At 34.3% G+C, this 20,314-nt stretch carries 19 protein-coding genes; all 19 read left to right on the plus strand.

Going from position 1 to position 20,314, the window contains the following annotated elements; genetic code table 11:
* The first annotated feature begins 151 nt into the window (after nt 1-151).
* Nucleotides 152-469 (plus strand): 50S ribosomal protein L21, encoded by a 318-nt coding sequence (gene rplU / locus PHQ99_00945; protein MDD4288150.1) that lies wholly within the window; start codon nt 152-154, stop codon nt 467-469.
* A gap of 45 nt (nt 470-514) precedes the next feature.
* Nucleotides 515-775, plus strand: a complete 261-nt coding sequence (gene rpmA / locus PHQ99_00950) for a 50S ribosomal protein L27 (protein MDD4288151.1) — start codon at nt 515-517, stop codon at nt 773-775.
* A gap of 114 nt (nt 776-889) precedes the next feature.
* Nucleotides 890-2,176: a GTPase ObgE gene (obgE, locus tag PHQ99_00955; GenBank protein ID MDD4288152.1), complete on the plus strand. Its 1,287-nt coding sequence runs from the start codon at nt 890-892 to the stop codon at nt 2,174-2,176.
* 83 nt (nt 2,177-2,259) lie between these two features.
* Nucleotides 2,260-5,967, plus strand: coding sequence for a tetratricopeptide repeat protein (locus PHQ99_00960; GenBank protein ID MDD4288153.1), 3,708 nt, complete (start codon nt 2,260-2,262; stop codon nt 5,965-5,967).
* A gap of 106 nt (nt 5,968-6,073) precedes the next feature.
* Nucleotides 6,074-6,727: a MotA/TolQ/ExbB proton channel family protein gene (locus tag PHQ99_00965; GenBank protein MDD4288154.1), complete on the plus strand. Its 654-nt coding sequence runs from the start codon at nt 6,074-6,076 to the stop codon at nt 6,725-6,727.
* Nucleotides 6,705-7,115, plus strand: a complete 411-nt coding sequence (locus tag PHQ99_00970) for a biopolymer transporter ExbD (GenBank protein MDD4288155.1) — start codon at nt 6,705-6,707, stop codon at nt 7,113-7,115. Before PHQ99_00965 ends, PHQ99_00970 begins: the two co-directional genes overlap by 23 nt.
* Nucleotides 7,116-7,154: 39 nt before the next feature.
* Nucleotides 7,155-8,648 (plus strand): DUF3048 domain-containing protein, encoded by a 1,494-nt coding sequence (locus PHQ99_00975; GenBank protein MDD4288156.1) that lies wholly within the window; start codon nt 7,155-7,157, stop codon nt 8,646-8,648.
* 118 nt (nt 8,649-8,766) lie between these two features.
* On the plus strand, nt 8,767-9,663 hold the full coding sequence (xerD, locus tag PHQ99_00980) for a site-specific tyrosine recombinase XerD (protein ID MDD4288157.1): 897 nt from the start codon (nt 8,767-8,769) through the stop codon (nt 9,661-9,663).
* 206 nt (nt 9,664-9,869) lie between these two features.
* Nucleotides 9,870-10,697 carry a purine-nucleoside phosphorylase gene (locus PHQ99_00985; protein MDD4288158.1) on the plus strand — a complete coding sequence of 276 codons (828 nt, stop codon included), beginning with the start codon at nt 9,870-9,872 and terminating at the stop codon, nt 10,695-10,697.
* Nucleotides 10,687-11,145, plus strand: coding sequence for a small multi-drug export protein (locus PHQ99_00990; GenBank protein MDD4288159.1), 459 nt, complete (start codon nt 10,687-10,689; stop codon nt 11,143-11,145). Before PHQ99_00985 ends, PHQ99_00990 begins: the two co-directional genes overlap by 11 nt.
* A gap of 80 nt (nt 11,146-11,225) precedes the next feature.
* Nucleotides 11,226-12,278 carry an S-methyl-5-thioribose-1-phosphate isomerase gene (gene mtnA / locus PHQ99_00995; protein MDD4288160.1) on the plus strand — a complete coding sequence of 351 codons (1,053 nt, stop codon included), beginning with the start codon at nt 11,226-11,228 and terminating at the stop codon, nt 12,276-12,278.
* Between the two features lie 9 nt (nt 12,279-12,287).
* A complete protein-coding gene (murA, locus tag PHQ99_01000; protein ID MDD4288161.1) occupies nt 12,288-13,547 on the plus strand; it encodes a UDP-N-acetylglucosamine 1-carboxyvinyltransferase in 1,260 nt (419 codons plus the stop codon).
* 117 nt (nt 13,548-13,664) lie between these two features.
* Nucleotides 13,665-14,684: a rod shape-determining protein gene (locus PHQ99_01005; protein ID MDD4288162.1), complete on the plus strand. Its 1,020-nt coding sequence runs from the start codon at nt 13,665-13,667 to the stop codon at nt 14,682-14,684.
* A 41-nt stretch (nt 14,685-14,725) separates the two neighbouring features.
* Nucleotides 14,726-16,597, plus strand: a complete 1,872-nt coding sequence (locus PHQ99_01010; GenBank protein MDD4288163.1) for a SpoIVB peptidase S55 domain-containing protein — start codon at nt 14,726-14,728, stop codon at nt 16,595-16,597.
* Complete coding sequence (gene ispD, locus PHQ99_01015) at nt 16,590-17,291, plus strand: 2-C-methyl-D-erythritol 4-phosphate cytidylyltransferase (protein ID MDD4288164.1); 702 nt, start codon at nt 16,590-16,592, stop codon at nt 17,289-17,291. The genes PHQ99_01010 and ispD overlap by 8 nt, the downstream gene beginning before the upstream one ends.
* A gap of 1 nt (nt 17,292) precedes the next feature.
* The gene (gene ispE, locus PHQ99_01020) at nt 17,293-18,195 is read left to right on the plus strand and encodes a 4-(cytidine 5'-diphospho)-2-C-methyl-D-erythritol kinase (protein ID MDD4288165.1); all 903 of its coding nucleotides are present in this window, start codon (nt 17,293-17,295) and stop codon (nt 18,193-18,195) included.
* 18 nt (nt 18,196-18,213) lie between these two features.
* Entirely contained in the window at nt 18,214-18,702 is a 489-nt protein-coding gene (ispF, locus tag PHQ99_01025; protein MDD4288166.1) for a 2-C-methyl-D-erythritol 2,4-cyclodiphosphate synthase, read from the plus strand.
* Nucleotides 18,703-18,863: 161 nt separating this feature from the next.
* On the plus strand, nt 18,864-19,229 hold the full coding sequence (locus tag PHQ99_01030; protein MDD4288167.1) for a DUF1844 domain-containing protein: 366 nt from the start codon (nt 18,864-18,866) through the stop codon (nt 19,227-19,229).
* A gap of 48 nt (nt 19,230-19,277) precedes the next feature.
* Complete coding sequence (locus tag PHQ99_01035) at nt 19,278-20,294, plus strand: tetratricopeptide repeat protein (GenBank protein MDD4288168.1); 1,017 nt, start codon at nt 19,278-19,280, stop codon at nt 20,292-20,294.
* Nucleotides 20,295-20,314: the final 20 nt, after the last annotated feature.

The raw sequence follows: 20,314 nt of genomic DNA on the forward strand, positions 1-20,314 counted from the left end.
TTTTAACAAATGCAAAAAAAGAAAAAATGATTTGACATGTATTATCATATATGATAAATTTTATAAGCCAACTAACGCACTGAATAGGCTGTAAAAGCTTTTATTATGGCTGCCTATTCAGGCGATTTTTTAAGCAGGAGGAAAATGCTAAATGCATGCAGTTATCGCAACGGGAGGAAAACAATACATAGTTGAAGAAGGTAATGTTATCAAGGTTGAAAAACTTGAAGCAAAAGAGGGCGATAAGATAAAGTTTGATCAGGTATTGATGTTAGAGAAAGACGGAGAATACCAGTTTGGTCGGCCATTATTAACTGATAGCTATGTTGAAGGTGTAGTGTTAAAACAGGGAAGGGCAAAAAAAATAGTAGTATTTAAATATAAACCAAAGAAAAAATACCAGAAAAAAGCAGGGCATCGACAGGCCTTTACCGAAGTTAAGATTGAAAAAATAAGCGACAGCAAATAGAATTACTAATTGAAAGTTACAGCTTTTAAAGAGAGGTGAGATTATATGGCTCATAAAAAAGGACAGGGTTCAGCTAAGAACGGTCGCGATAGTATATCGAAACGTTTAGGAGTAAAGAAATTTGGCGGTCAGCTGGTAAAAAGTGGTAATATTATTATCCGACAGAGAGGTACCCGGATTTTACCAGGTAAAAATGTAGGCCGTGGCAATGATGATACATTATTTGCATTAATTGACGGATATGTTGATTTTCAGAACAAAGGTAAAAATAGAAAACAGGTTTCTGTCAAGGCGTTGGAAGAATAGTTATATAATTAATTCAACAAAATATACCCTGGGTTTTGAAAAAGCTCAGGGTTTTTTGTTATAAATTAAAAATACACATATTACGAAATATAAAAAATATATAAAAGGATTATAATGTTTTCAGATAAGGTTATTATATTTGCAAATGCCGGTAACGGCGGTAACGGATCTGTAAGTTTCAGAAGAGAGCGCTTTGTTCCCAGAGGAGGTCCTGATGGAGGTGATGGCGGGAAAGGCGGAAATATAATTATTCAGGCTGACTATCACACAAGAACACTGATTCAGCTTTACCGAAGCCCCCATTGTAATGCAGAAGATGGAGGGAATGGCAGAGGGCAAAAAAAGAACGGTAAAGATGGACAGGATTTGCTGCTTAAGGTACCTGTGGGAACTGTTGTAGAAGACACTGAGAAAAATGAACTCCTTGCAGATCTCTCTAAGCCCGGAGAACAAATACTTGTGGCCAAAGGCGGTGCTGGCGGAAAAGGGAACTATCGTTTTAGAGGTTCACAGCGACAGGCTCCTATGTTTGCTCAAAGAGGGGAACCGGGAGAAAGAGTAAAATTAAGGCTTAACTTAAAACTAATTGCTGATGTTGGGCTTGTCGGATTTCCCAATGCAGGAAAGTCTACTCTTCTTTCACGGGTTTCTGCTGCAAAACCAAAAATTGCTGATTATCCTTTTACTACAATCGAACCCTGTTTGGGTGTTGTGCAGGTAGATGAAGAAAATTCTTTTGTAATTGCAGATATTCCGGGTTTGATTGAAGGAGCTCATCAGGGTGTTGGAATGGGCACGCGATTTTTAAAACATATCGAAAGAACAAAGGTATTAATACATCTTATCGACGGCTCTCTGATAGTATTTCACAATAATGATAAGTTGTTTCAGAATTATCTTATTATAGAAAATGAACTAAAACAATATGCCGATATTTTACAGAAAAAGGAAAAAATTGTTGTAATAAATAAATATGATTTACCGGAAGTAAAAGAAAAGGAAGAATTTATAAGAAAGCAATTTTCAAAAGAAAATGTTCCGGTGATGTTCATATCAGCAATCAGCGGTGAAGGTGTAGATGGACTTATTTATGAGTTGCAGAAACTAATATCTATTGCTGAAAAAAAGGAGAGCAGAAAAATATTTACCAAAAAGGAAGAGCTGGCTCATTATCGATATGAGCCGGATTTTGTCGTTACAAAAGAAGGTGACACATTTATTGTTAAAGGGAATACAATAGTTAAGATGGTGAATAGGTATGATCTGCAAAATCCCCAGGCATTAGAATACTTTCAAAAAATATTAAAAAAAACCGGGGTTGAAAAAGCCCTGAAAAATAAAGGAATAAAGGACGGGGATAAGGTAAAAATTGGAGATACAGATTTTTACTTTTATTCATAGATACTGTATAATATTATGTTAAATAAAATAAATCTTGCTGGTATAATAATAAGCATATAGAAATAATTATGTAAAGGATAAAAATGATTTACTGGTTTAAGCTATTTAAAAAATATTATAAGGTTAACCAATTCCAAAGCCAATTATTAACCTGGTTTATTGCTATTGGTTTAATAATATTCACAGCAGTACCAGAGATAATTGCATCTCCAGCACCAGATATAGCAATCTATTATTTCAACAATCAAACCGGAGATGAAGGTTTGCAGTGGTTAGAAGAAGATTTGGCTGTTACAATAAGTCAATCTTTATCAAAAATTGATCAGGTAAATCTTATGCCATTGTCTGAAATAAATACAATAGCTGATCAAGGGCAATACCAAAATATGGTTCAAAAGAAAGACTCGATATCATTTGGTCATTTAGCCAATCTTTTGAAGGTTGATTTGATATTTTCCGGGAACTATTTCCAGGATGCTGAAGGTCAGATTGATTTGGATTTATTAATGTATGCTTCTTCCACCGGTCATTTGGTTGAATTTCGCAGAATTTCAGCTCCCCTGGACGATTTATACAATTTAAAAGAAAGAATAATCAGAAATATATTACAGGAATCCGATATTGATCCAAACAGAGTTCCCTTGGAGGCTATCATAGAAGCTGAAATTGTTGAAATAGAGACTGATGTAGCTGAAGAAATGCCTCCTGATATGCCTGTTGTCGAAGAACCCCGCAGGGACCTTGCTCAAATTGCATCACTTTTTCTGGATGACCAATCAGCTTCAGAGTATTATAAAAAAGCTTTAGAATTAAAGGAAAAGGCTATTTTAGAATATGGAGGTGCTGATTATCCCAGCAAACCATTGTGGAATGAGGCAATTCAAAATGCAACAAAAGCTGTTGAGTTAGACCCTGATTTTGCCGATGGTTATTATCTGTTATATGAAATTTTTCGAAAAACAAAGTGGATTGCCCGGGAAATAGAAAGTCTTGAACTATATGTGGATACTGTACAGAGAACCGGTAAGCAGGTTAATAATATTGAATTTTCTATATTGCTTACCAGGCTTGCTCATTTGAAGTACAATGCCGGTGACCCTTCATCTGCTGTCTACTATTTAGAGAAGGCAATATCATATAATCAAAACGATATTGATGCCCGGTCATATTTAATGAGGATTTATTATGACACCGGACAGGGGACAAAGGCATTGCAGCAGGCAGAGGCGATTAAAAGAATTCAGCCGGAAAGCATTGAACTGGATTGGTTTGCAAGTAGAACGCAAAGAATATCAATATTTGGCCAGCAAGCCTTCGAGAGTTATGAAAGAGGGTATAATTCTTATATTGTAAAAAATTACAGTGAGGCCATAAATTATTTAGAACAGGCAATCAGTATGGCTCCTGCATTTAAGGATGCCCATTATTATTTAGGTTTAAGCTATTATCACTATGGAAATTTAGATGGAGCAATTCGCCATTGGGAGGAAGCAGTCAGGTTAGACCCGTTTGACAATCATGCCAGGATTTATTTAAATAAAGCGCTTGAAGAAAAAGAATACGGGAGAGATGCTGTCTGGAGATTTAATGAGGGTTATGAGCACTATATAGCCGGCGAATATGAGGACGCTTTAGCCGTATTCAAATCATCCACTCAGTTGAATCCTAATTTTGAAAAGGCGAGAACGTTTTTAATGCGCACATATTTCCATTTAGACCGCATGGATGAATATGCGGAAGAGAGAAGAAGAATTGGTGAAAACATTGAATATACCGGAGGAATGGAGAGAGAGTTTTACCAGTTAGGATATGATTTTTACTCAATAGGTGATTATAATGTAGCATTGGAAAAATTAAGAGAATCATTAGAGATAAATCCTGATTATTTAGAGGCAAGATTTTTAATTGCTGAAACCCTTTACCAGCTAAAAGATTATCATGAAGCAAATATTCATTATAAATATATAATTGATAATTACCCCAATAGTGAGTATTATGAAAATTCTTTATTGGGAAGCGGATGGTGTTTATATTTACTTGAAGAATATCCCCAATCTGAAGAACATCTTAAGCTGTTAATAGATAATTTTCCAAAAAGCCCTTTATATGAAGAGGGGATTTATAAATTAGGAAGAGTCTATTTTGTTCAGGAGAAATACCCCCTTGCAATTCAATTATATGAGGGATTATTAGACTCAGAATCATCCGAATATGATTTGGTAGATATAAAATATATCCTGGGTCAATCATATTTCTGGTTAGAAGACTATGAACAGTCAAAAAAATATCTGCTGGATATCATAGAGAATAATCCAGGTTTTAAACAGATAGACGAGACAAAATATTATTATAGTTTTACATTATTCAGGGAAGAAAGATATCACGAAGCTATGGGTGTTTTAGAAAAGTTGCTGGAGAAGAAAAACAGTCCAGTAGAAAATGAGGCAGCATATCTTTTAGGAAGGACATTGCTTGAGCAAAGAGAATATGATAGAGTTATTGAAATTAATAGTTCTTTGATAGAAAAGGATGCAGTAGAAGAATATATATTGGAAAGAGCGTTATTTGATTTAGGTTTATCATATTCCCGAAAAGATGATGATGAAAATGCAGTGCCCTATTTCCAGCGTGTTATTAAAGAATTTCCACTGGGAGAGCTTGCAGGCTTAAGTAAAATTGAGCTCGCTCAAAGTCTTTATCACCTTGGAAAATACCAGGATTCAATTGATGTACTGGAAGATACAAACACAAAAGAAGCTATGGAAATTAAACTTGATTCTGCAACAAGACTGGGTGATGAGGAATTATTGCTTTCACTGTATAAGGAGGCTGAAGAGATATATCCTGATGGTGATTTATCTGTAGATGGATTTTATGCTCTGGCAAAAACACAATTTGAAAGTAATAAGTACCAGGAGGCAATTGAAACCTTTATTATGATTGAAGGCATGGATATTACTGAACAGATGAGAATGGAAATAAATTACTGGAAAGGATTGAGTTTTTACAGGCTGGCGGATTATAATCAGGCTAAAGATAATTTTCAGAAAGTTGATTATCTGGAAGAAAGCGAAATTTCTGCAAGATCTCTATATATGTTAGCTGAAACCTGTTATCAGCAGGCAGACTTTAAGTCAGCAATTACTTATTATAAAGATTTTTTACAACACTATGGTACCCATTCATTAACAGAGCATGTTCAATATAGTATTGCCTGGAGTTACTTAAATGATAAAGATTATCAGAATGCATTGTTATCATTCCAGGAGCTCATACAGCAATACCCTGATAGTTCATTTATAGAGGAAAGTGTTTTTCTTACTGGAAAGATAAACTATTTAATATCTGATAATAATAACTCTATGACAAAATTAACAGGTTTTATTGATAAATATCCGGATAGTGAATATCTGGAAGAGGCTATTTATATTATTGCTCAGATTGTACTGGAAGACCAACAGTGGATTGATAGCATATTATACTTTGAAAGGCTAATAAATAATTACCCCGATAGCCGATATATGCCCGGTTCCCTTTATGGGCTTTGTTTGAGCTATTATAAAAAAGAAGAATATAACAAGGCTGTTTCTGCAGGTGAAAGGTATTTAAATTCCTACCCGGGTGGCACTTTTAAATGTGATATATTGTATATCTCTGCTATCAGCCAGCAGGAATTAGGAAACATGGATGAGGCATATAATTATTACACACAGATTGTAAATGATTGTCCTGACAGCAGCTATTCAGATAGTGCACAAGAACAATTAGATTATCTTAATGACTTATTGTAAAAGCTTTATCAAAAAAGCATAACATATTAATTGTCAAGGCAAAAAAGTTAAGATTTAAAAAGAAATTAAAAAATTATTTATAGATATTAGAGGAGGCAACTATTTAATGTTTGAACTATTTAATAAGGGCGGTTTCTTAATGTACCCGATATTTTTCAGTTCTTTGCTGGCTATTGCTATTTTTTTTGAAAGAATGTTTTACCTGAAGAGTATTAAAACATCAACAAGAAAATTTGGCAAAAGAATCAGTGATTTAATCAGAAAGGGAAACATTAATTTTGCAATATCCGCCTGCAGAAAGAATATTACACCTATCTCCCAGATAATCCTGGCAGCACTATTAAAATATGGCAGTTCGAGGGATGAGATAAAGGAGACTATTGAAGACACTGCCAGACATGAAATTACAATATTGGAAAGAAATTTACCTATATTGTCTACTGTCGGCAATATTGCTCCTTTGTTGGGCTTATTAGGAACTGTTTTTGGTATGATTAAAGCTTTTCAGGTTGTGTCAGTCGTTGGAGTGGGTAATCCGGAAGCTTTAGCAGGTGGAATTTCTGAGGCATTACTGACTACTGCATTTGGTCTTTCAGTGGCTATTCCTACGATTGTTGCTTATAATTACCTTGCACACCGTGTGGACAGACAGGTTAAAGAAATGGAATCCACATCTATAGAAATACTGGAATTATTATCTAATAATAAAGAAGAAAAAGAGGAAGGTGTGAAATTAGATGAAATTTTATCACATCAGTAAAAAAACTATTGGTTTTGATATTACACCCTTAATTGATGTGGTTTTCTTATTACTTATTTTCTTTATGCTGACTACTACATTTATAAATGTTGAAAGCGGTGTAAAAGTAGACCTTCCAAGCGGGGATTTTGCCGAGGTGAGTGAGAAGCAAAATCTTGTTGTTTCCATTACTGAAAATAATGTTCTATATCTAAATAACAGGTTAATTGATCCTAATAATTTATCAGAGTACATAAGAGAGGAAATTGGCAATAATGTAGATACATTGGTTGTATTGGAGGCAGATCAGAATATTACTCATGGAAAAGTGGTTAGGGTAATGGATTTAATAAAAAAAGGCGGAGCTGAAAAAATAGCCATTGCAACCAAGCCAATTGAAGAAAATTGATAATTCTTTTGAAAAATTGTTAGAAAACAGGGTGATTAATTGAAAAATACTATTGGATATAGAGCAAAAAGAAGAAAAGTAAAGCAAAAAAGTTTTTTAGGCCGTTCTTTTTTGATTTCTGTGATTATAAATATATTGTTTATATTTGCCTTCAGCAATTTAATTACCTTTGACATTTTTGATTTACCACCTGAGGAAGAGATCATTGAAGTAACCATGATGGAGTTGCCTGCTGCCAGGACGCCTGTATCACCAAGACCGGAAATAATCAGGGAAGAGCCGCTTGCAGAAATGGATGTGAAGCCGAAAGTAGATCCCATGATGCCTGAACCGGCTCAAATACAGGAAGTAGAGACACTGCACGAGATAGAAGAGCAGGTTGAAATTGAAGAGAGTACCCCAAAGGTCGAAGTAAAGGTTCCGGAAATTGAAATTCCTGCTGAGGAAGACATTGCGCCAATAAAGGAAGAAATTGCATTGAGGCAGGATGTACAGATGGCAGCAAGGGAGATTGACCCATCTTTAACCAGCAGAAGAGAAATTGAAGGCCAAATGCTGGAAGAGGGTAGTTATGAAATGCAGGCAAATTTAGGCACGGAAGGTCGTGAGCGTATTGAGTCAACATATGGTTCAGTAGTAACTCCCGGAAGAATAACCAGTTTACCTGATGCAATTGAAAAAGAATCACCTTTTGGCAATAGACCATTAGCGGTTATGATTGATAATGCAAGTTTTGCCCGCCCACAAAGTGGTTTGGACAAGGCAGATATTGTTTATGAAGTGCTGGCTGAAGGCGGAATCACCAGATTTTTAGCCATATATGCAACCAAAGAAGCTGACAAAGTAGGTCCTGTACGGAGTGCCAGACCTTATTTTATAACCAAAACATTAGAACATAATGCTATTTATGTTCATGCCGGGGAGAGCCCGGATGCGGCAAGGTTTATTCGGGAAGAGAGAATTGACGATATTAATGAATTAGTCCATTTTCAGCCATTCTGGAGAAGTCAGGATCGCAATGCGCCGCATAATCTTTATGCCTCTACTGAACAGCTTAGAGATGAGACAAGAAGATTGGGCTATATTGAAATGGTCAACAAGGGAGACTACCAGTTTGAGATTGACAGAGAAGAGGTTCTTACAGGCAGAGATGCTCAGAAAATTGATATTAGATACCATAATGACTATATAGTAAGCTATCAATATATATCGGATGGGCAAAGATATGTCCGCTATATTAATGGCCAGCTCCATATTGATGCGGAAACCGGGAGACCTATTGATGTAAAAAATATCATCATTCAGCATAGTGAGAAAAAGGTAATAGATGAAGAGGGAAGGTTATCTATTGATTTTATTGGAGAAGGCAGCGGGCTGATAATATTTAACGGAAAGTCTGAAGAGATTACCTGGAAAAAAGAGAGCCTTCAATCTAAAACGCTTTTTTATAATAAAGAAGGCAATAGATTAGCCATACAGCCAGGAAATGTATGGATACAGGTAATTCATCCTGATACCCAGATAAGCTATTAAAATATTATATAGTTATAAATTATTATCTTTTTAAGATATTTTGTAACATAGAGTTAATTAAAGTATGCAATTAGAATCTTATATTTGCTCAGTTGCTGATAAGGCTTGGTAATTATATATGAAACAACAACAGGAACTAATTGAATATTTTTTAGATTACCTCTCTCTGGAGAGGGGTTTGGCCTATAATACAATTATTTCTTATAGATATGATTTATCAAAATTTCTCGAGTTTGTAGTTAAGAAACAAAATACATCCTTAAAAGCCGTCAACCGGGAGGATATTACTGCTTATTATAAATATTTATCACAGTTAAAACTTGGCATTAACTCAGTATTCAGAAATTTAGTAGCATTAAAGATGTTTTATCGCTTTCTGTTTACTGAAGAATTGATTAAAAAAGATTTGACACATTTCATCGAATTTCCCCGAATAGAAAAAAAATTACCACAGGTGCTTAGTCTAAAAGAATTGGACAGATTGTTGGCTGAAAAGAATTTTAAAGGAATTTTGGGAAAAAGAGACCAGGCAATATTAGAGCTTCTATATGCAACAGGTATGAGAGTATCTGAACTTATTAGTTTAAGAAGAAATGATATTAACCTGGATCATCTTCTGTTAAAGTGCACAGGAAAGGGAAACAAAGAAAGATGGGTTCCTTTTACTGATAGAGTACACAATATTTTATCCGATTATATAAATACAATAAGACCTCGCCTGGTAAAAGAACTGGATACCAATATATTATTTTTAAATAGTAATGGGAAACCTATTTCACGGCAAGGTGTCTTTTTTATAATAAAAAATTATGTAGAAAAATCCGGATTAAAAATTAAAGTAACACCACATACTTTCAGACATACGTTGGCAACCCATTTGATTGAAAATGGAGCAGATTTAAGATCTGTTCAAGAAATGTTAGGCCATTCAGATATTTCTACAACACAAATCTATACTCATGTTAGTAGAAAATGGATTAGCGAAGAGTATTACAAGGCTTTTCCAAGAGTGTAAAAATATTTTTCTCCCACAAAGGATACTTATTAATAAATTCCCTCTCCCCCAGGAGGGAGAGGGTTAGGGTGAGGGGGAGGAAGTAAAAAAAATTGTATAACATATACCGTGAAATACGAAGAAAAGACTTTAGGATATGAGATAAAAGGTGCAAAATAATAAAACAAAAACCAAAGACTAAAAAACTTTTATGTTGGAGGGAAATAATGGAAAATATATTAGCCAGGATTGAAAGCAGCATTAAATCAATACAAGATTATAGTAAAGTAAGACCGGAAATTGCAATTATTTTGGGTACCGGATTAGGTAAGCTGGCTGAGGAAATCGAAGAAAAAACGATTATACCTTACAATAAAATAAATAACTTTCCTGTTTCTACGGTTCATGGGCATAGCGGGAATTTGGTATTAGGTAAATTAGAAGGGAAGAATATAATAGCAATGCAGGGCAGATTCCATTATTATGAAGGATACAGCATGCAGGAAATAACTTTTCCTGTCAGGGTTATGAAGAAAATGGGTGCTGGTATCATTATTATTTCAAATGCAGCAGGAGGAATGAACCGCTTTTTTAAAAGGGGAGACTTAATGCTTATCAATGATCACATAAATCTAATGGGAGACAATCCATTGATAGGTCCAAATGATGATAGTTTAGGACCTCGTTTTCCTGATATGTCACGGGCATATGATTCAGGTTTAATTAAACTTGCAGAAGAAGCTGCTATTGAGGAAAAAATATCAATTCAGAAAGGAATTTATGCCGGCTTGACTGGACCAATGCTTGAAACACCTGCTGAATACCGGTTTTTAATTAAAATTGGGGCTGATGCTGTAGGAATGTCTACTGTTCCTGAAGTTATAGTTGCAAATCATATGGGGATGAGGGTTTTGGGAATATCCTGTATTACTGATTTAGCAATTGATGGTGTTGTAGAGGAAGTCCAGTTTGAAGAGATATTGAACGCAGCTGCAAAATCTGAACCAAAAATGACCAGGATTGTGAGAAAGGTAATCAGGAATATTGTTAATTAATCTTTTAAAAATCACCTTGCTTTCAACATTACCGGTGTTAGAATTACGTGGATCTATACCTATTGCAATATCTTATTATCATTTGCCGGTTTTAGAAAGTTATATTTTTGCGGTTTTTGGAAACTTAATACCCGCAGTATTTTTGCTTCTTTACCTGAAACCGTTTTCAGATTTTTTAAGAAAATGTCCTATATTTGATATATTTTTTTCATGGTTATTCAAAAGAACCAGAAGGCATGAAAAAAAATATGAGAAGTATGGAGCGCTGTTTTTATTATTTTTTGTTGCTATACCTTTGCCTGTAACTGGTGCATGGACTGGTTCAGTTGCTGCTTTTTTATTTGGAATACGTTTTTGGTATGCCTTCCCGATGATAGCGGGAGGTGTTATGATTGCCGGAATTATTGTTACTTTTGCTAATCTGGGAATTATTAATTTATTTTTATGAGAGAAAAATACAGAGGTTACTGATATTTAATAATTATTAATTGAAAAAATAATTATTCAGGAAATAAATGGTGTTATGAGATGATAAAGACAATAGAGTGGAGAGAAGATAAAGTATTCATGATTGACCAGAGAAAACTCCCCGATGATTTGGAGATAATAAGTTGTTCAAATCATTATGAGGTGGCTGATGCTATAAAGGATATGGCAATTAGAGGTGCTCCTGCAATTGGAGCTGCAGCTGCATATGGAATGGCTCTCGCTGCTAAAAATTATGAAACTGATGATATTTCAAAGTTTATCAACTATTTAGAAAAAGCAAGGGATTTGCTGGCTGCAACCAGGCCTACAGCAGTTAATCTATTTTGGGCTTTGGGAAAAATATGGGAATTGACTATAAATAGTGATATTACGGTGAAAGAATTACGTGATAAAATCATATCAAAGGCCAAAGAAATTGCCGAAACAGATATTCAAACCAATTATAAAATTGGAGAGAATGGAGTACAGTTATTCGATGACGGAGATATTATATTGACCCATTGTAATGCTGGTTCTCTGGCAACAGTATTTTATGGAACCGCTCTGGGAGTAATCAGATCAGTATACAGGCAGAAAAGGAATATTAAAGTCTTTGTTGATGAAACCAGACCCGTGTTACAGGGAGCAAGATTAACGGCATGGGAATTATTGGAAGAGAAAATACCCGCAACTCTTATTTGTGATTCTGTTGCTGGTTTTTTAATGTCCCGGGGGGAAATAAGCAAAGTGATAGTTGGGGCTGATCGAATCGGAGCCAATGGTGATGTTGCAAATAAGATTGGCACATACAGCATTTCTGTGTTGGCGAAGGAGCACAACATACCTTTTTATGTTGCGGCACCTTTTACGACTATTGATTTTGAAATTAACAATGGAAATGAAATTAAAATCGAAGAACGTAGAGAATCCGAAGTAACAACAATAATGGGAAGGCGAATTGCTCCGATTGGTATTGATGTATACAATCCTGCTTTTGATGTTACACCAAATAAAAATATATCTGCAATAATTACAGAAAAGGGAATTGTAAAACCCCCTTTTTTTAATAATCTAAAAAGATTAATAAAATTAAATAAATGCAAAAAAAATTGAGGTGGAAAAATGCAAAATCCGGATAAATTTTATATTGCCGGTGGTAAACAGCTTAATGGAACTGTTGTTATTGACGGTGCAAAAAATTCTGCTTTATCAATCATGGCTGCTTCTCTTCTGTCAAGAGAGGTAAGTATCTTAGAAAATGTTCCTAGACTAAAGGATGTTTACAGCATGATTGAGGTAATTAAGATTCTGGGAGTAAAAGTAGAATGGATTGATGATAATACACTCTCGATAGACCCGGATGATTTTAATAATTATGAAGCACCATATGAACTGGTAAAAACTATGAGAGCTTCCTTTTTGGTAATGGGGCCACTGTTAGCCAGGTTGAAAAAGGCAAAAATATCTTTGCCAGGCGGATGTGCCATTGGTGCCAGACCCGTTGATTTTCATTTAAAAGGATTTCGAGCCATGGGAGCTGATATTGTTACAGAGAAAGGATATATCAGGGCTGAGGTAAACAAATTAACCGGTGATGATATCTATTTAGATTTCCCAAGCCTGGGGGCTACCGAGAATATAATGATGGCAGCTTCTTTAGCAGAGGGCACTACGACAATAGAGAATGCCGCTAAAGATCCTGAAGTAATTGAGCTGGGTAATTTTTTAAATGAAATGGGAGCAAAAATAGATGGATTAGGGAATGATATAATAATTGTCGAAGGTGTTAAAAAATTGAGGGGTGTAAAATATAAAATTATTCCGGATAGAATAGAAGGTGGAACTTACATGGTTGCTGCTGCTATTACCGGAGGTAATGTGGAAATTAAGAATGTTAATCCTTACTATTTAAAATCATGTACGGTGAAATTAGAAGAGGCAGGATTAGATGTTCAAGTAAAAAAGGATAGCATTTTTGTTTCCTGTCCGGATGGAATTAAATCAGTTGACATTAAAACTATGCCTTTTCCTGGTTTTCCTACAGATATGCAGGCACAGTTTATGGCTTTAATGACTATTGCTAATGGAACAAGTGTTATCACAGAGAATGTTTTTGAAAGCCGGTTTGCTCATGCAGGTGATTTAAGAAGAATGGGGGCTGATATTAAGATTGAAGGAAGAAACAGTATTGTAAAAGGTGTTAAAAAACTTAGCGCTGCCCCGGTAATGGCTTCTGACTTAAGAGGTGGGGCTGCATTGGTACTTGCAGCATTAGTTGCAGAAGGAATAACTGAGATAAGCAGGATATATCATATCGATAGAGGATATGTTAAATTAGAAGAAAAGTTAAAGGCACTGGGTGCTAATATAAAAAGGGACTAAGAAATTGCCATTAAAATTTAACTTGTATGATACAATATTAAATAATTTGTATTTTATTTTAAAAATCAATAATTTTAAGAATAAGTTATTAGCGTTTTTGGGGAGGTAGCTTAAAATATGCTTGGAATAGATAAAAGTTTAGGAATAGATTTAGGAACTGTAAGTGTATTAATATTCCAAAAAGGTGCAGGTATAGTATTACAGGAACCATCTGTTGTTTCCATTTATAAAGATACGGGAAAAGTATTCGCAGTTGGAAAAGAAGCCAAAGAAATGTTAGGAAAAACTCCTGGAAATATTGTTGCCATTGAACCGATGAAGGCAGGAGTTATAGCTGATTATGATGTAACAGAAAAAATGCTTACCTATTTTATCAAGAAAGTGTCATCAAATTCAAGACTATTCAGGCCACAGGTAGTTATCTGTGTTCCTGCCGGGGGGACAGAAGTTGAAAAAAGAGCGGCCCTGGAGGCTGCGGTTGCGGCGGGAGCAAAAAAAGCATACCTGGTTGAGGAATCAATTGCAGCTGCTATCGGCGCAGGTCTTGATATCAGTGAACCTTATGGTAATATGGTCGTTGATGTGGGGGGAGGTACTACTGATATCGCAGTTATTTCCCTTGGAGGAATTGTCGAGAGCGAATCTCTAAGAGTTGCTGGAAATACTTTTGATGAGAATATTGTGAAATATATTAAGAGCAAGTACAATCTTATGATTGGCGAAAAAACTGCCGAAAATCTGAAGGTCGAGATAGGTTCCGCTATGGAGCAGGAACAGGAGACGTATGCAGAGATAAGAGGAAGAGACCTGGTGTCGGGACTGCCAAAAAGTATTGAAGTGGGGTCTTCAGAGGTATTGGAGGCTATATCCAAAACTTTGGAATCAATATTAGATGGAATTAAGCTGGTTTTAGAAAGAACTCCTCCAGAATTAGCTGCTGATATTGCTGACAAAGGCATGGTGCTAACTGGTGGAGGAGCACTTTTAAGAAATTTTGATGTTTTGTTAACAAAGGTAAATAAGATTCCTGCTTATGTCGCTGAAAATCCAATTTCATGTGTAGCATTAGGAGCCGGTAAAGTGCTGGATAAGATTCACCTGTTAAAACAGGGTTTAATCAGTAGTACACAACGGTAAAAAATAAAGTAATGGGGAGTATATAAAATTTTATTTTTTGTATGTTAAAAAAAGTGATTAGTGATAAGAAAAACAAATTTAAAAAAATAATTACACTGATTTTATTATTGAATATCTTATTTTTTTTCCAGTTGGCCATTAATGCCCAGGTACAGGGAGGCTTTATTCATATAAATGAGATATCGCCTGGAATCAAAGGTATTGGGAAAACTGTATTTTCCGGAACAGAAATTGAAGAATTTGATATCCAGGTAATTGATATAATTTCCGGAACCGGGATTGATGACAGTTATATTTTAGTTAAATTAAATGGTGAAAAAATAGAAGAGAATGGCGGCATCTCTGCAGGAATGAGCGGTACTCCGGTTTATTTTGATGGAAAGTTAGCTGGAGCAATTTCCCATGCATGGGAAATGAGTGAGCATAATTTATGCCTTGTAACACCAATAAATAGAATGCTTAAATTATTCGATTACAATAAACAGGATACTGATAATGAATTACTCTACAAACAAACAATGCAACCAGTGCCTGTATCCTTAGATAGTGATTTAAAAAATAGAATAGTCAAAAATATATCAAAAAAAGAAGAAATTACCAGTATTTTTGAATTAGCTGATAATAGTGGAAGTGTTCTTAATTTTGAATATATCAATACTCCAATATTCATAAGTGGTTTTAGCGGACGTTCAATAGAAATAATTCAAAACAGTCTTGGTAATGCAGAAGGCTCTGTTGTTAAAAATATATCAGGAACAAGCAATATTGGCATCGAGCTGGAAATGAACTCAGAATTGAATACCCTTGAACCTGGTTCAGCTGTCGGAGTGCAGCTATCTACAGGTGATGCGAGTGTTCTTACTATAGGAACATCTACATATTGTACAGATAATTTAGTTTTAGCATTTGGTCACCCTTTTTTGCATCAGGGTAATGTTTCATATTTATTTTCTGCTGTTTATATTTACCACAGTTTTCCCAGTATATTAATGCCTTTTAAAATGGGAACCCCTTATAAGTTATTAGGTGAAGTAGTGCAAGACAGAAATGCAGGTATCCTGGCAAGGTTAAATCATTTTCCAAAGGTAGTATCCTGTAAAATCAATATTTATGACTTAGATAAAGCAAAAAATATCCAGAGTGGTACAAAAATTGTTCCACAGAATAGTATTATACAAAGTGTGACTAATGCGCTACTTGTGCAAACAATAGACCATGCTATTGATAGAATTGGATTGGGAACGGCAAATGTTCACATTGAATTGAAACCTTCTTACGGAGAAGATACGTTTTTATATGATAATATGTTTTTCAGTAAAGAGGACATTGCTGTGCAATGTGGTCGCGATTTTGAGGAAATATTTGATTTAATGATTAATAATTATGGTGAACAGATTGATTTAAATGAAATAAAACTTGATGTCACTGTATCTGAAGATAATAAAAATGCAATAATAAAGGAGATTGAGACTGACAAAGAAGAGTATTATCCCGGTGATATTATAATTGCAAAGGCTGTTATTCAACCATTCAGGCAACCTGTAGAAGAAAAAGTATTCAGTATAGAAATACCGGAAGATATTACAGTAGGGGAAGTAATTTTGCTGGTTAACGGGGGTTCATCCATAGAGCCGCTTAATAAAGAAGTCCTCTCATATAATGAAGAGAAATATTTAATAGATGGTTGGGATGAAATAAAAAAGTTTTATCAGGAAAAAGTTAAGAATAATCAAATTGTAGCTGAATTAGTTGGGGTAAATGTTTTTGAAAGCACTTCTCCTGATGGAATAGAAAATATAGAAGGCAATGATGATATTAAAAAGGTTATAGACACCAATTTTGTTATAGAAGGAAGACATGAAATGTATTTAAGTATCAAAGAAAATAAGAGCAAGGATAGGAATAATGAGTAATATTGCGATTATCGCTGCTGCTGGAAATGGAGAAAGACTTGATTCCTGTGACAGTAAGATGTTGGTAAATATAGCAGGAAAACCGCTACTTGTACATACTTTAAATGTATTTGAGAAATCTGAAAAAATAGATGAAATTGTATTGGTTGTTCATAAGAAAGATTTAAAAAAAATAGAGAAGGAAGTAATAGAAAAAAATAAATATCAGAAATTAAGTAAAATTGTATTAGGTGGATTTACCAGGCAAGAATCCGTATATAAAGGATTACAAGCTATAAAAGAAAATAACGGGCGAGTATGTATTCATGATGGTGCCAGGCCTTTAATTGAAGAATGGATGATAGAGAGAACTATAGAGGAAGTTGATACCCATGAAGGGGCAATTATGGCTGTACCGGTTATTGAAACAATAAAAAAAGTTATAATAGAGGAAATGCTGGTTAAGGAGACAGTTAACCGGGAAGAATACTGGATAGTTCAGACACCCCAGGCTTTTAATATAAAATATGCCAAAAACATTTATAAAAGGGCTATAGAGGAAGAATTGTCAGTCACAGATGATGCATCAATTGCAGAACATTATGGTGGAAAAGTAAAAATTATCCCGGGTTCTAGAGAAAATATAAAGATTACTACATCCATTGATATTTTATTAGCAGAAATATTAATAAAAAAGAGATTAAATAATATATAAAATGATTAGACTGAAAAGTTATGCTAAGATAAATCTGTATCTTGATATAAAAGAAAAAATGGAAAATGGTTACCATTGTATTGAAACATTATTCCAAACGATTAATATCTATGATGAGATTATAATAAGAAAAATAAATAAGCCAATTTATCAGATTAAATGTGATAATCCTATAGTGCCTGTTGGAAGAGAGAGCATAGTCTATCAAGCAGTAGATTGCTTAATGAGAGATAAAGATTATGGAGTTGAAATAAGGATAAGAAAAAATATTCCTGTTGCAGCAGGATTAGGGGGAGGCTCTTCAAATGTTGCATCAATTTTAGCAGGAATATGCAAATTATTCCAATTAGATGTGAAACCCACCAGGTTAATTAACATTGCACTCAGTTTAGGAATGGATATTCCTTTTTTTTTAAAAAGGGGTACTGTTTATGCTACCGGAAGAGGAGAATTGCTGTATCCTATTTTAACAGCAGGAAACCCACTTCATGTCTTATTGGTTAACCCGGGAATTAAGGTCTCGACAAAATGGGCTTATGATGAATTCGATAAGGAAATAAAAGGCAATTTTAAAGAAACAAAGATAACTTTTAACCATTATATGAATAATTATATAAATAAAAGAAAACCTCTTTATCTTAATGAATTTGGAAAACATATATATAACAGATTTGACTCTATTATTAGCAGAAAATTTCCGGTTATCAGTGAAATAAAAGAGAAGATAATTGAGCTGGGTGCAGTATCTACAACAATGTCCGGGAGCGGACCAACTGTATTCGGGATTATGGAAAATAGTCGCCAGGCAAAGTTGGCATGCAGAGAATTGAAGAACAAATACCCATATGTCTGCACCGCTAAGACTGTTAAAGCTAAAAATATATTTTTAAAAAATAGTTTTTAAAATGGAAAAAGGTAATAAATGAGAGTAGGATTTGGATATGATATCCATCGGTTAAAAACAGGAAATAAACTAATATTAGGCGGAGTGGAAATAGAACACATAAAAGGTTTGGAAGGCCACTCTGATGCAGATGTACTAATACACTCTGTTGCGGATGCTTTATTAGGTGCAGCTGGTTTGGAAGATATTGGTGTACATTTTCCTGATAGTGATAATTCTTTAAAAGGTATTTCCAGTTTAAAAATATTAAAAAAGGTACAGGAAATGCTGGATTTAAAAAAGTATGCAATCGTGAATATTGATGTGGCTGTTGTAATGGAAAAACCAAAACTATCTCCTTATTATAAAAGAATAAAAGAAAATATTTCAAAAGTGTTAAGATTGCCTGAAGATAAAATAAATATTAAAGCCTCAACCAATGAGGGACTGGGATTTATTGGAAAAGAAGAAGGAATTGCAGCTTTTTGTGTAACTTCATTGAAAAAAAAAGATAAAATCTTCAAATAATCATTTATTTTATTGTATAATAAATTATGTTTTTGTGTTTGAATATTGTTTAAAAAACAGGTTTTAATAAAAAGTTTTTGATAATATTTTAAATTTTAACATTAAAAAAAATATTAAATAAAAAATATAAAAAATATCCAAATATCGGAAGGAGTTTACAGATGGAAAATAAAGACCAGGAAGTTAAGGAAAATAACCTTGAAAGTAATGATGAAAATCAAAAATTATATCCACACCAATTACCATTATCAACATTGTTTGCCTGGTTTATCAGCATATTAAATGGCAAGTCATGGGAATACCTGGGCTTAATGATGAATCCGGAAACAAAAGAAGTAAACCAGGATTTGGACAAAGCCAAAATTACTATTGACAGTATTGAATTTTTGTTAAGTAAGATAAAAAATGAGCTTGGAAAAGATGAAAAAATACAGTTAGAAGATCTATTAGCAAACCTTCAGATGAATTATGTTGAAAAAAGAAGAGAAGAAAAAGAAAAAGTAGAAAAGAAGGTTAATGAAAAATAGTATTAAGCCGGATGGTGTAATCATAAATATCCAGGAAGAGGTGAATAGATGATTCCAGCAATTAATAAAGAGAAATCGTTTAGAGTAATATTTATTATTTTTTTCATAGTATTTTTAGGGATAACTGCAAGTATGCATGCTACAGCACAGGATGCCCAAACTTTTTATGAGAATGGCTATCAATTTTTTTCTAAGGGAAACTACAAAGAAGCAGAGGAAAGTTACCAAAAAGCTATTGACCTGGATTCAAATTTCGAAGATGCTCATTATTGGCTGGGCAAAGTCTACCGTCAAACCGGACAATATGATAATGCTATTACTCAATGGATAGAAGTTCTAAGAATTAATCCTCGAAATCCTTATGCCTTCAGGTACTTGAACGAAAGCTACCGCAGTACTTCACGTGTCCAGGGTACTAATGGAATCGATTATTTCAATATGGGAATAGAAATGCTTGATATTGATAATGAAATATTCCTTAATGAGTCTTCTTACAGCACCCAGGCGTTATTACAGACTGTTCCTTATTTTAAAAGAGCAATAGAATTAAAGAATGATTTGACAGCTGCTCATTATTGGCTGGGAGAAGTTTATTATGCTTTGTCAAAAAGGGTTAGCTGGCAATATACATCTATGGCAATGAGCAGTTTTGAGAATGCCATTAAAACTGAAGAGGAAAAAAATCAGAATACTTTCCAGAAACCTTCTGAATACTGGCACTCCTACCAGGAACTATTAACAATATTTCAGTCATTGGGCTTAAACGAAAGAAAAGAGAATTTACTGAAGCAGTTAACCGAAAAAAAGAAAATGCCTTATAAGGAAATATTAGTAGAAGGTGGATACCCGGATTTAGAATATCCTGACCAGATTGAAATATTCAGTGATGGTGAAGAGGTGACTGAATTATGGATATTTGTTCAAGAGGGGATAAAACTCAGGGTTGTTGACAAAAAAATAGTTGGAGAGGAAATTAATAATAATATATCGAATATGCCAGAAGATGCGATTATGAATGCAGAAAATATGACCGAGGGAGAAATCATGGATGAAGATCAACAATAGAGAAAAGAGTGAGCCTGAAA

It is taken from the genome of Atribacterota bacterium (genome assembly GCA_028703475.1).
GTDB lineage: Bacteria > Atribacterota > Phoenicimicrobiia > Phoenicimicrobiales > Stramentimicrobiaceae > JAQVMU01.